The sequence below is a fragment of the Macellibacteroides fermentans genome (assembly GCF_013409575.1).
In the GTDB taxonomy this organism is placed as follows: domain Bacteria; phylum Bacteroidota; class Bacteroidia; order Bacteroidales; family Tannerellaceae; genus Macellibacteroides; species Macellibacteroides fermentans.
Genome location: NZ_JACCCY010000003.1, coordinates 282,586 through 296,286, shown reverse-complemented (window position 1 = coordinate 296,286; position 13,701 = coordinate 282,586). Strand labels below are relative to the sequence as shown.

Sequence of the window (13,701 nt, the reverse complement as noted above, 5' to 3'; positions counted from 1 at the left end):
TTTTGCAACGAATTTGGGGGGTGTGTTCGCCGGACACACCTTCCAAATTTATTTAACTCTAATTAGGAATAATCAGATGACTGAAAATAAGAAATTTACAACTGTCTCTTTCTTTAATTCTCGCCTTACATCCGTAATTAGCATTGCGTTGGTTCTCTTTTTATTAGGTCTTATCCTTTTGATGGGACTGATGGGTGATACACTTTCGAGGTTTGTAAAGGAAAATATAACTTTTTCTGTAGTGCTGAAAGATGATATGAGTGAGGGTGAAGTAAAACGGATGCAGAAAAAGCTGGAAGCAGAACCATTCATAAAATCTATTGAATATATCTCCAAAGAACAGGCATCCAAAGAACTGGAAGAGGAACTGGGAGAACGCCCCGAAACATTTTTAGGTTTTAATCCGTTGCAAGCTTCACTGGAGGTGAAGTTGCATTCGGAATATGCTAATCCGGACAGTCTGCAACTTATCGAAAAGCAATTCAAGAAATATACCAATGTATCTGAACTATTATATCGCAAAGATATGATGGAGGTTGTGAATGATAATTTAAAACGGATCGGAATTATTCTGCTGTCGCTTGCGGCAGTTCTTATGATTATCTCCTTTGTGCTAATCAGTAACACCATCCGTTTGCTTATCTATTCGAAGCGCTTCCTCATTCATACGATGAAACTTGTAGGGGCTACGCATGGTTTTATCCGTAAACCCTTTATGATATATAATATGGTAAGCGGGATTTATGCTTCTATATTGGCCATGTTACTATTGATGGGGGCCCTTTACTACCTGCAGTCTGAGCTTGCCGGATTTATAGATCTGATAAATACGGATGCTCTGTTGATGGTTTTCGCGGCTGTGCTTGTGCTTGGTATTTTGTTATCGGTCGTAGCAACCTTCTTTGCAGTAAACAAATACCTGAGAATGGGTGTTGATAAATTATATTACATTTAAATAAGAGGTAGAATAAGATGGCTAAAAGAGATTTTGCTTTCGGAAAAGAAAATTTTATACTTATAGCAGTTGCTATTGCTTTTATCGTGATAGGATTCGTATTGATGGGAGGTGGAGCTTCTGAAGATGGCGTATCCTTTAATCCTGAAATATTCAGTACACGCAGAATAGTTGTAGCTCCGGTTATAACCGTGATCGGATTTGTAGCGATGATATATGCAATAGTTCATAAACCCAAAAATAACGAGCAGGAATAAGGATGAATAGTATAGAGGCAATCATTATTGCCATTGTTGAAGGGTTAACAGAGTTTCTTCCCGTTTCTTCTACCGGACATATGATTATTACACAAAATATGTTGGGTGTAGAAAGTACCGATTTTGTAAAGGCTTTTACTGTCATCATCCAGTTCGGTGCCATTCTTTCTGTAGTTTGTCTGTATTGGAATCGTTTTTTCAGGCTTAATCCCTGTAAGATATTCGATGCCGATGCAGTGAAAGGGATGACCGGAGTCTCCAAGTGGAAGACGTACGGAAAACGCTTTCTTTATAAATTCGATTTTTACTGGAAATTATTAGTTGCCTTTTTGCCTGCAGCAGTCATCGGATTCCTTTTCAGTGATGCCATCGATTCTATGTTGGAGAATGTATGGGTGGTAGCTGTCATGCTTGTGATAGGTGGCGTTTTTATGCTCTTTGTTGATAAGCTCTTTAACCGGGTATCTACCGATGAACTAACGGAAAAGAAGGCTCTCTACATAGGCTTTTTTCAATGTATTGCTATGATTCCGGGTGTTTCGCGGTCCATGGCCACTATTGTGGGGGGGATGTCGCAGAAGCTGTCTCGTAAAACGGCCGCCGAGTTTTCCTTCTTTTTGGCAGTGCCCACCATGTTTGCCGCCACAGCTTACAAACTACTAAAACTCATACTTGAACCCGGAGGTTTGGCTATTTTGAACGAAAACGCAGGGATATTGGTTATAGGTAATGTAGTTGCGTTTGTGGTTGCTTTACTGGCAATTAAGTTCTTTATAGGTTTTGTAACCAAGTATGGATTCAAGGCATTTGGGTATTATCGTATTATCGTGGGTGGAATCATTCTGGTTATGTTATGGATGGGGTATAATTTAGAAATAGTTTAATGGATTTTATAGAGGGAGAGATACTTTATTTTAATAAACCTTTACGTTGGACGTCGTTCGACCTGGTAAATAAGTTCAGATACAAACTTTCCAGAAAATTGAAGGTTAAGAAAATTAAAGTTGGACACGCGGGCACCTTAGACCCGCTTGCAACTGGTGTGATGATTATTTGCACAGGCAGAGCAACCAAACGTATTGAAGAGTTTCAGTACCAGACAAAGGAATATGTAGCTACACTTAAACTGGGAGAAACTACACCTTCTTTCGATCTGGAAAAAGAGGTGGACGCTGTGTACCCTACAGAGCACATCAGTTGTTCCATGGTAGAAGAGGTTCTTACCTCGTTTGTAGGAAAGATCCAGCAGGTGCCACCGGTCTTTTCTGCCTGTAAGGTAGATGGTAAAAGAGCTTATGATCTGGCACGTAAGGGCGAAGAAGTTGAACTAAAAGCGAAAACGCTTGTAATTGATGAAATCGAACTGCTGAACTGTGAATTGCCGGTAATAAAAATACGGGTAGTTTGTAGTAAAGGGACCTATATCAGGGCATTGGCCCGCGACATCGGAGTTGCGTTGAATTCGGGTGCGCATCTTATTGCGCTTGAACGTACGCGCATCGGGGATATTACGCTGGATCAGTGTATGAATCCTGAAGATATAGATGCCTTTTTAGATAACGAAGTGAAAATAATAAACGAAAATTAATATAGCACCGTATGAAGCTTTCTAAATTCAAATTTAATTTGCCGTCGGAATTGATTGCACTGCAACCAGCCAAAAACAGGGATGAATCCAGATTAATGGTAGTTCATCGCAAAACGGGAGAAATTGAGCACAGAGTCTTCAAAGACATTTTAGAGTATTTCGGACCCAAAGATGTTTTTATTTTTAACAATACAAAGGTATTTCCTGCCCGGTTGTATGGAAATAAAGAAAAGACTGGAGCCCGGATTGAAGTATTTTTGTTGCGGGAATTGAATGAAGAACTGAGATTATGGGATGTCCTGGTGGATCCGGCTCGTAAAATCCGTATCGGGAATAAACTGTATTTTGGAGAAGATGATTCTATGGTTGCCGAGGTGATAGATAATACGACCTCACGTGGACGTACGTTGCGCTTCCTTTTCGATGGTAATCACGACGAGTTCAAAAAGGCTCTATACGCCTTAGGTGAGACTCCGCTTCCAAAGTATATTGAACGTGAAGTTGAAGAAGACGACGAACAAAGGTATCAAAATATCTATGCATCGGAAGAAGGCGCGGTTGTGGCTCCGGCTGCAGGACTACATTTTAGCCGTGAATTGATGAAACGTCTTGAAATCAAGGATTGTCGGTTTGCATTCCTGACTGTTCATTCGGGCTTAGGTAACTTCCGCGAAATCGATGTGGAGGATCTTACCAAGCATAAAATGGATTCCGAGCAGATGGTTGTGAACGCAGAAGTGGTGAAAACAGTGAACGAGGCGAAAGACAGCAACAACCAGATTTGTGCTGTGGGCACCTCTGTTATGCGTGCCATTGAGACTGCTGTAAGTACGGATGGCCATTTGAAGGAGTTTGAAGGGTGGACCAACAAATTTATCTTCCCTCCATACGATTTCAGTGTTGCAACAAGCATGGTAACAAATTTCCATATGCCGCTTTCAACTTTGTTGATGATGACGGCTTCTTTTGGAGGATACGATCTGATTATGGATGCTTATGATGTGGCTTTAAAAGAGAAATATCGTTTTGGGGCTTATGGTGATGCCATGTTAATCATTTGATTTATAATGGCAGTTGTATATTTTAGTCTCGGAGCAAATATAGGCGACAAGCGTAATAATATGATTACTGCCGTGGCGCTTTTATCAGAAAGGGTGGGGAGTATACTCGCCCTTTCTGATTTATATGAAACTACCCCCTGGGGGTTTGTTTCAGAAAATAATTTTTTAAATGCTGCGCTCATGATGGAGACAACCCTTTCTCCCTATGAGATTCTGGCATTAACACAGGAGATAGAACGTGATATGGGCCGTTCGCAAAAAAGTGAAGGCGAATATCACGACCGTGTTATCGATATTGATATATTAATGTACGACGATTGGGTGATAGATACACCTCTTCTTACGTTGCCGCATCCATTGATGCATCAACGTAGCTTTGTTCTGGGTCCCCTCTCGGAGATTGCTCATACCTGTATTCATCCGGTTCTTAATCGTTCCATAGGTGAATTATATTTAGCACTTCCGACGAATAATAGCCAAGCGAATTCTTAATTGTTTTGAAAAACAGAAAGGTTTGTTTGTATCCTGAAATTAGTTTGTATCTTTGCACCCGAACTGATGTGGATAGATTTGTATGCTTGCAACCACGGGAAAAAATGCTAAAATCAAAGTTCTTATTCCTTTCTATTGCATCTGCCTCATCTACCTGCTCTCAGTTCAAAATATAATATACTTAATTATATAAAAATGAGTTATTTATTTACCTCCGAATCGGTGTCTGAAGGACACCCCGATAAAGTAGCCGATCAGATATCGGATGCTTTGCTTGATGAGTTTCTTGCATACGACAAGAGCTCTAAAGTTGCTTGCGAAACACTTGTAACAACCGGACAGGTTGTTCTGGCTGGAGAAGTTAAATCTAGTGCATACGTTGATGTGCAGGAAGTGGCCCGTGCTGTAATTGAGCGGATTGGTTATACGAAGAGTGAATACCAGTTCGAAGCTAAATCTTGCGGTGTTTTTTCGGCCATACATGAACAAAGCGGTGATATCAACCGGGGTGTTGAACGCCAGGATCCTTACAATCAGGGTGCGGGCGACCAGGGTATGATGTTTGGATATGCAACCAACGAAACAGAAAACTACATGCCGTTGGCCCTTGATTTATCACATTCCTTATTATCAGAACTAGCATTTATACGTAAGAATGAAATAGAAAAAATGCCTTATCTGCGTCCGGATGCTAAGAGTCAGGTTACCATCGAATACGACGATAATGGAACTCCTTTACGTATCGATACCATTGTAATCTCTACGCAGCACGATGAATTCGTTCTTCCTGCGGACGACAGTAAGGCAGCTAAAGATGCAGCCGATAAAGCCATGCAAGATAGAATTGCCGCTGATGTGAAATCTTTATTGATTCCCCGCGTCATGGCGCAATACCCTCCTCAGGTGCAGGCCTTGTTTACTGATAAAATTACCTATCATGTAAATCCTACCGGAAAGTTTGTGATTGGTGGCCCTCATGGAGATACAGGTCTTACCGGAAGAAAAATCATTGTAGATACCTACGGAGGTAAGGGAGCGCACGGTGGTGGAGCTTTCTCCGGAAAGGATCCTTCCAAAGTTGACCGTTCTGCGGCATATGCAGCGCGTCATATTGCCAAGAATCTGGTGGCAGCAGGGGTGGCCGACGAGGTCCTTGTACAGGTATCCTATGCCATTGGTGTGGCAAAGCCAATGAATATCTTTATCAATACCTACGGCCGTTCCAATGTTAAGCTTACGGATGGAGAAATTGCTGAAAAAGTATGGAACTTGTTCGACATGCGACCTAAAGCGATTGAAGACCGGTTGAAATTACGTAATCCTATCTATTTCGAAACAGCTTCGTACGGACACATGGGACGTACCCCTCAGGTTGTAATCAAAGAATTTAATTCACGTTACAATACGGCTCCTGTAATCTGTGAAGTGGAGCTTTTCACTTGGGAGAAGCTTGATTATGTAGATCAGATTAAAGAGGCATTCGGTTTGTAATTATCATAAAACCAAATACTAAAGCCTGCTTATCTTTTATAGAATAAGCAGGCTTTTTTTATTCAAGTTTTTTTCATCAAAACAAACCACGATCCGGGTCAACAAGCCAACAGTATGTTTCGTTATCAGCTTATATCTTATTTAGGCAGCAGACTATTCAATCTTTACGACCTTTTTTTCCTGTTTTATCAGATATTGTTCTTCTTTATAGGTAAATGCAATAAACAAAAAGGACAATGCGCAGGCAGATAGTAATATGAAAAATCCCCAATCCCATCCCAAATGTTCAACTACATATCCCATAACTATATTGGCTAAAATGGCGGTTCCAAAGAAATACCCGAAGAACCCTGTTAGTCCTGCTGCTGTTCCGGCAGCTTTTTTGGGAGCTAAGTCCAGTGCCTGCACCCCTATAAGCATTACCGGCCCATAAATTAGGAAGCCGATAGCAATAAGCGCAATACTGTCCAGTAGCCGGTTGTCCATGTTTTTCCAGTAGATTACCACAAACAGAGCGACTAATACCATATATATCATAGTTGTAATAGCTCTTCTGCCTTTAAAAATCTTGTCACTAAGCCACCCACAAATGAGTGTTCCCGGTATAGCTGCCCATTCGTAGGCAGAATAAGCCCATCCGACTTCTTTAATATCGTATCCTTTCACATCTTTCAGATAAGTTGGCGCCCAGTCAAGTACACCATACCGAACCAGATACACAAAGGCATTTGCAATGGCGATATACCAGAGTATTTTATTATTGAGCACATATTTAAAGAAGATTTCCTTTGCAGATAGCTCTTTCTCCGAACTCGCTGAGTAATTTTTGGGATACTCATTCCTGTATTTTTCTATTGGTGGTAGTCCGCACGATTGGGGAGTATCCCGTATCAAGAGCAAGCCTAGCAGGGATATTAGTATGGCAACTACGGCGGGAAACCAGAAAATACCTGCCTGCCAGGAGCCAAACCATAGAATACCATAGGCTGTCATTGCTCCAACCATACCTCCTCCTACATTATGTGCCACATTCCAGATGGCCATTTTGGTACCCCGTTCCTTTACCGAAAACCAGTGTGTCATAACTCTACCGCAGGGAGGCCATCCCATCCCCTGAAACCATCCGATTAGAAATTGAAGAATAAACATGGTAGATATGGACGATATGCCAGCACTTGTTCCAATCAGGAAGGTGATTAAAGCAGATAGAATAAGACCTAAAGGTAGAAAAAACCTTGCATTACTTCGGTCTGACACGCCTCCCATTAAGAATTTGGAAAATCCGTATGCTATCGCATTAGCAGAAAGAGCCAGTCCGAGGTCTCCTTTATCAAATCCCATTTCTATTAAATAAGGCATGGCAAGAGTAAAATTCTTTCTTACCAGATAATAACCGGCGTATCCTACGAAAATACCGATAAAGACTTGTAATCTGAGTTTCTTATATGTCGGATCTATTGCTTCATTATCCAAGGATGGTTTATGAGCTGCCGGTTTCAAGAAGTTTATCATCATAAATGATTTATAAGGTTACTTTTATTGAATGAAATGACAATCTGTAATAGAATGAAAACAATCATTCTTCTATATTTATTTATAATTTCGATTTAAGACTATATATGTTTTGTATTATTTCGAAAATATCAGATATAGATATTTGTGTATGGAAATGGAAATCATATATAAACGAAACAAAAATAGTATAGAGTAAACAAAGTACCAAATATTATGTATAATAATTTGGTTTAAGATAGAATATAATCTTGATTGTACCATTGCCATAGCGATTCTGGCTTGTTTGATGTGCGATTTTTGACTTTAGTCTCCGTAACTTTTCTCTTAAGCAAAAATTTGCGGGTACATTTACTTCAGAAAGTATATACTTTTTGGAGAAAATGTTATGACTTTTAAAATGAAAAGTACCTGGGATTTTTTATAAATGCTATTAGATTGTTTTTCATTGTTTATTGAGGATTTTAAAAGATCTGGTAACCTTGTTTCAAAGTTAAATATATCGATTTCCAAAATATTGAAATTTAGTTCAATGATAGACTAAGTATTTTTTCAAAGGATACGGACAAATTAGTGTTATGATATGAAAATATTACTATTTCGTTTGGGGTTTTAAATAACCTAGGTAGAGGTGTAGGGATGTTCTTTTATGCTGTTTTAGGATTTATTTTTTCAGAGAAGAGATTTTTTTGTAATGTCAACGATGTTATATTCACTTTTTTTGAGCACTAATTGACAATAGAGCCGTATTTTCTCCTGGCATATTCCGAAATGTTCCTTATTCACGCTGTATTGCACTTTCTCTTAATATATATAATGTACGCGAGGGGAAATGGCTTCGAAACGGGATTTGGGGGGATTGAAAAAAAAGTTTTGTGTGTAATGTGCGGGTATTCAGGGTTTAAGGGGAAATGTGTTAAAAGCCTTGTAAAAATAGTTTGCAAAAGGTTTGGAGTGTATGTTGTAAAGCACTACTTTTGCACCCGCATTCAAGAGAGAACGGCACAGCAACATGATGAGGGAATTTAAATGGATAGCATAAGGTGAGGTTAGCGAGGCTAAGCGATAATCCTGCAGCGACATTAAGATGGCCCGAAACTTTTTTAAAAAAACTTCCGAAAACATTTGGTGGTTTAAAATAAAAAGTCTTATCTTTGCACCCGCTTTCACACCGGATCAAAACGGTTGAAAATGCAACAAACAAGAGTTCTTTGAAAGATTTACATATCAACAAAAAGTAGTACAAGAATTGAGAAGATCAGTAATGATTTTCTTGGACGTAAAGAATCAAAATTAATACCGTCAATTGTAAACTAATAATAGAAGGGAATTCTGAGCAAGAGATATTAAGACAAACAAATTATACAACGAAGAGTTTGATCCTGGCTCAGGATGAACGCTAGCGACAGGCTTAACACATGCAAGTCGAGGGGCAGCACGGGAGTAGCAATACAACTGGTGGCGACCGGCGCACGGGTGAGTAACGCGTATGCAACCTACCTATCAGAGGGGAATAACCCGGCGAAAGTCGGACTAATACCGCATAAAACAGGGGCACCGCATGGTGATATTTGTTAAAGAAATTCGCTGATAGATGGGCATGCGTTCCATTAGGTAGTTGGTGAGGTAACGGCTCACCAAGCCGACGATGGATAGGGGAACTGAGAGGTTGGTCCCCCACACTGGTACTGAGACACGGACCAGACTCCTACGGGAGGCAGCAGTGAGGAATATTGGTCAATGGGCGAGAGCCTGAACCAGCCAAGTCGCGTGAAGGAAGAAGGATCTATGGTTCGTAAACTTCTTTTGCAGGGGAATAAAGTGCAGGACGTGTCCTGTTTTGTATGTACCCTGAGAATAAGGATCGGCTAACTCCGTGCCAGCAGCCGCGGTAATACGGAGGATCCGAGCGTTATCCGGATTTATTGGGTTTAAAGGGTGCGTAGGTGGTTTGATAAGTCAGCGGTGAAAGTTTGCAGCTTAACTGTAAAAATGCCGTTGAAACTGTCGGACTTGAGTGTAAATGAGGTAGGCGGAATGCGTGGTGTAGCGGTGAAATGCATAGATATCACGCAGAACTCCGATTGCGAAGGCAGCTTACTAAGCTACAACTGACACTGAAGCACGAAAGCGTGGGGATCAAACAGGATTAGATACCCTGGTAGTCCACGCAGTAAACGATGATTACTAGCTGTTTGCGATACACAGTAAGCGGCACAGCGAAAGCGTTAAGTAATCCACCTGGGGAGTACGCCGGCAACGGTGAAACTCAAAGGAATTGACGGGGGCCCGCACAAGCGGAGGAACATGTGGTTTAATTCGATGATACGCGAGGAACCTTACCCGGGTTTGAACGTAGGGAGACAGGGGTGGAAACATCCTTTTCAGCAATGACTGCCTACGAGGTGCTGCATGGTTGTCGTCAGCTCGTGCCGTGAGGTGTCGGCTTAAGTGCCATAACGAGCGCAACCCTTATTTCCAGTTACTAACAGGTCAAGCTGAGGACTCTGGAGAGACTGCCAGCGTAAGCTGTGAGGAAGGTGGGGATGACGTCAAATCAGCACGGCCCTTACATCCGGGGCGACACACGTGTTACAATGGTAAGGACAAAGGGCAGCTACCGGGCGACCGGATGCGAATCTCTAAACCTTATCTCAGTTCGGATCGGAGTCTGCAACTCGACTCCGTGAAGCTGGATTCGCTAGTAATCGCGCATCAGCCATGGCGCGGTGAATACGTTCCCGGGCCTTGTACACACCGCCCGTCAAGCCATGGGAGCCGGGGGTACCTGAAGTTCGTAACCGCAAGGATCGACCTAGGGTAAAACTGGTGACTGGGGCTAAGTCGTAACAAGGTAGCCGTACCGGAAGGTGCGGCTGGAACACCTCCTTTCTGGAGCCTGAGTTCCCTTTTACGGTTTGCAAGGTATTAAGGAAGGAACAAAACTTTATGTTCCTTGTACTACTGCTGTTTGATATGATAAACATATATGATCTTATAAAACTGGGAAACCAGAAGAGAAACAAGAGGCTGAAGCGCCGCCCGGATATCTGCCAATAAAGGAAGATAAAGAAAAGGAAAGAGCTTCAGGCAAAGGTAAGAAAGCCAGTCCTATAGCTCAGTTGGTTAGAGCGCTACACTGATAATGTAGAGGTCGGCAGTTCAACTCTGCCTGGGACTACGAACGAAAAGACGGGGGATTAGCTCAGCTGGCTAGAGCATCTGCCTTGCACGCAGAGGGTCAACGGTTCGAATCCGTTATTCTCCACAAAAGTAGGATAAAAAATCTATGATTTTTAATCCTTTCAACGACAACAAGTCGTTGAAAAGAAGATCTTTGACATGATGGACAACAAAGCAATAAAGTAACAAAAAAAGAGCAAGCTTTAAAGATATATCAATCCGACACATGCCTTATGGCAAATATGTGCACGGAAAGAGAAAGTAAGCAAGGGCAGACGGTGGATGCCTTGGCTCTCGGAGGCGAAGAAGGACGTGATAAGCTGCGATAAGCGCGGGGGATGTGCAAATAACAATTGATCCCGCGATTTCCGAATGGGGCAACCCGGCAGGTTGAAGGCCTGTCATTCCGTAAGGAAGGCAAACGTGGGGAACTGAAACATCTAAGTACCCATAGGAGAAGAAAACAAAAGTGATTCCCCAAGTAGTGGCGAGCGAACGGGGAACAGCCCAAACCTATGCTGTTGAGGCAGTATAGGGGTTGTAGGACTACGATGTGGCAAGAAATTAGTAAAGTGGAACGTTTTGGAAAGAACGGCTATATAGGGTGACAGCCCCGTACACGACTTACTGACGAAGCCTAGTAGTATCCTGAGTAGCGCGGGACACGAGAAATCCTGTGTGAAACTGCGGGGCCCATCCCGTAAGGCTAAATACTCCCGAGAGACCGATAGCGAACCAGTACTGTGAAGGAAAGGTGAAAAGAACCTCGAACAGAGGAGTGAAATAGACCCTGAAACCGTCTGCCTACAAGCGGTCGGAGCATCTATATGATGTGACGGCGTGCCTTTTGCATAATGAACCTACGAGTTACTGTCATTGGCAAGGTTAAGGACTTCAGGTCCGGAGCCGAAGCGAAAGCGAGTCTTAATAGGGCGCTTAGTCAGTGGTAGTAGACGCGAAACCAAGTGATCTACCCTTGGTCAGGTTGAAGGTTAGGTAACACTAACTGGAGGACCGAATCGGTAAGCGTTGAAAAGCTTTCGAATGAACTGAGGGTAGGGGTGAAAGGCTAATCAAACTTGGAGATAGCTCGTACTCCCCGAAATGCATTTAGGTGCAGCCTTTGTTATTACTAGTATGAGGTAGAGCGACTGATTGGATGCGAGGGCTTCACCGCCTATCAAGTCCAGATAAACTCCGAATGCGTATTAGTTTAGACAAGGAGTGAGGGCATGGGTGCTAAGGTCCATGTCCGAGAGGAGAAGAATCCAGACCATCAGCTAAGGTCCCCAAATAACAGCTAAGTTGAATTAACGAAGTCAGATTGCAAAGACAGCTAGGATGTTGGCTTGGAAGCAGCCATTCATTTAAAGAGTGCGTAACAGCTCACTAGTCGAGGAATTTGGCGTGGATAATAATCGGGCATAAGCTGTTTACCGAAGCTATGGAATCATTTAATTATGATTGGTAGGGGAGCATTCTGCTCGGCTTAGAAGGTAAGGGGTAACCCTTGCTGGAGCGTGCAGAAAAGCAAATGTAGGTATAAGTAACGATAAAGGAGGTGAGAAACCTCCTCGCCGAAAGACTAAGGATTCCTGATCAACGTTAATCGGATCAGGGTAAGTCGGGACCTAAGGATAAGCCGAACGGCGATTCCGATGGAAGAATGGGTTAATATTCCCATACTACTTTATAGAGCGATGTGGAGACGGAGAAGTGACAGTCCTGCTGCCTGACGGAATAGGTAGTTGAAGGGTGTAGACGTTGATTGGGGTAGGCAAATCCGCCCTGAGAGTCGAACCTGATAGTATGCGGAGTGCTTGCACGAAGCAATATGGATGTAAACAGGCTCCCAAGAAAATCTGCTAAGCATAATTTATAGAGTACCCGTACCGTAAACGGACACACGTAGTTGGGTTGAGTATACTAAGGCGCTCGAGTGATTCACGGTTAAGGAACTAGGCAAAATAGTCCTGTAACTTCGGGAAAAAGGACGCCATCAGCAATGGTGGCCGCAGAGAATAGGCCCAGGCGACTGTTTAACAAAAACACATGGCTATGCAAAATAGAAATATGAAGTATATGGCCTGACACCTGCCCGGTGCTGGAAGGTTAAGAGGAGATGTCATCGCAAGAGAAGCATTGAATTGAAGCCCCAGTAAACGGCGGCCGTAACTATAACGGTCCTAAGGTAGCGAAATTCCTTGTCGGGTAAGTTCCGACCTGCACGAATGGTGTAACGATCTGGGCACTGTCTCAACCGTGAGCTCGGTGAAATTGTAGTATCGGTGAAGATGCCGATTACCCGCGATGGGACGAAAAGACCCCGTGAACCTTTACTATAGCTTTACATTGCATTTGGGTAATTAATGTGTAGGATAGGCCGGAGGCTACGAAGCGGGCACGCCAGTGTTTGTGGAGCCGACGTTGAAATACGGCCCTTTGATTATTTGAATTCTAACTCCCGGAGAGGGAGGACACTGTATGGTGGGTAGTTTGACTGGGGTGGTCGCCTCCAAAAGTGTAACGGAGGCTTCTAAAGGTACCCTCAGGCCGATTGGTAACCGGTCGTAGAGTGTAATGGCATAAGGGTGCTTGACTGGGAGACAAACAAGTCGATCAGGTAGGAAACTAGAGCATAGTGATCCGGTGGTTCCGCATGGAAGGGCCATCGCTCAAAGGATAAAAGGTACTCCGGGGATAACAGGCTGATCGCTCCCAAGAGCTCATATCGACGGAGCGGTTTGGCACCTCGATGTCGGCTCGTCACATCCTGGGGCTGGAGAAGGTCCCAAGGGTTGGGCTGTTCGCCCATTAAAGTGGCACGCGAGCTGGGTTCAGAACGTCGTGAGACAGTTCGGTCTCTATCTATCGTGGGCGTAGGAAATTTGCGAGGCTCTGACACTAGTACGAGAGGACCGTGTTGGACTGACCACTGGTTTACCGGTTGTTCCGCCAGGAGCACTGCCGGGTAGCTAAGTCGGGATTGGATAAGTGCTGAAAGCATCTAAGTACGAAGCCAGCCTCAAGATTAGATTTCCTTATAAGGGTGGTTGTAGACTACGACCTTGATAGGCTACAGGTGTAAGGGCAGTAATGTCGAAGCCGAGTAGTACTAATAGCCCGAAACTTTCATTTCCGTGAAAACGGGTTGATATATTG

Annotated in this window: 8 protein-coding genes, 2 tRNA genes and 2 rRNA genes; 11 read left to right on the top strand and 1 reads right to left on the bottom strand. The window is 43.1% G+C overall.

The features are described 5' to 3' along the window. Positions 1-76 precede the first annotated feature (76 nt). The 7 genes from F5613_RS10670 to metK all read left to right on the top strand — a co-directional run bounded on the left by F5613_RS10670 (position 77) and on the right by metK (position 5,844). Positions 77-955, top strand: coding sequence for a cell division protein FtsX (locus tag F5613_RS10670; protein ID WP_079684149.1), 879 nt, complete (start codon positions 77-79; stop codon positions 953-955). A gap of 17 nt (positions 956-972) precedes the next feature. Beyond that, on the top strand, positions 973-1,212 hold the full coding sequence (locus F5613_RS10665) for a DUF3098 domain-containing protein (RefSeq protein ID WP_068184473.1): 240 nt from the start codon (positions 973-975) through the stop codon (positions 1,210-1,212). 2 nt (positions 1,213-1,214) lie between these two features. Continuing rightward, on the top strand, positions 1,215-2,096 hold the full coding sequence (locus tag F5613_RS10660; protein ID WP_179399741.1) for an undecaprenyl-diphosphate phosphatase: 882 nt from the start codon (positions 1,215-1,217) through the stop codon (positions 2,094-2,096). After that, positions 2,096-2,800, top strand: coding sequence for a tRNA pseudouridine(55) synthase TruB (gene truB / locus F5613_RS10655; protein WP_179399740.1), 705 nt, complete (start codon positions 2,096-2,098; stop codon positions 2,798-2,800). The genes F5613_RS10660 and truB overlap by 1 nt, the downstream gene beginning before the upstream one ends. Positions 2,801-2,811: 11 nt before the next feature. Continuing rightward, positions 2,812-3,861, top strand: coding sequence for a tRNA preQ1(34) S-adenosylmethionine ribosyltransferase-isomerase QueA (queA, locus tag F5613_RS10650; protein ID WP_079684144.1), 1,050 nt, complete (start codon positions 2,812-2,814; stop codon positions 3,859-3,861). A gap of 6 nt (positions 3,862-3,867) precedes the next feature. Then, positions 3,868-4,353, top strand: coding sequence for a 2-amino-4-hydroxy-6-hydroxymethyldihydropteridine diphosphokinase (gene folK, locus F5613_RS10645; RefSeq protein ID WP_079684143.1), 486 nt, complete (start codon positions 3,868-3,870; stop codon positions 4,351-4,353). Between the two features lie 195 nt (positions 4,354-4,548). Continuing rightward, a complete protein-coding gene (metK, locus tag F5613_RS10640; RefSeq protein WP_179399739.1) occupies positions 4,549-5,844 on the top strand; it encodes a methionine adenosyltransferase in 1,296 nt (431 codons plus the stop codon). Positions 5,845-5,997: 153 nt separating this feature from the next. Here metK and glpT read toward each other — a convergent pair whose 3' ends face one another. Beyond that, on the bottom strand, positions 5,998-7,356 hold the full coding sequence (gene glpT / locus F5613_RS10635; protein ID WP_179400018.1) for a glycerol-3-phosphate transporter: 1,359 nt from the start codon (positions 7,354-7,356) through the stop codon (positions 5,998-6,000). 1,364 nt (positions 7,357-8,720) lie between these two features. Here glpT and F5613_RS10630 point away from each other — a divergent pair. The 4 genes from F5613_RS10630 to F5613_RS10615 all read left to right on the top strand — a co-directional run bounded on the left by F5613_RS10630 (position 8,721) and on the right by F5613_RS10615 (position 13,677). Next, positions 8,721-10,248 (top strand): 16S ribosomal RNA (locus F5613_RS10630). A 215-nt stretch (positions 10,249-10,463) separates the two neighbouring features. Further along, positions 10,464-10,537 (top strand) — tRNA-Ile (locus F5613_RS10625). Positions 10,538-10,550: 13 nt separating this feature from the next. Beyond that, positions 10,551-10,624: transfer RNA gene (locus tag F5613_RS10620), tRNA-Ala, on the top strand. Positions 10,625-10,794: 170 nt separating this feature from the next. Beyond that, positions 10,795-13,677 (top strand): 23S ribosomal RNA (locus tag F5613_RS10615). The 16S and 23S rRNA genes sit together here with 2 tRNA genes alongside, the layout of an rRNA operon. Positions 13,678-13,701: the final 24 nt, after the last annotated feature.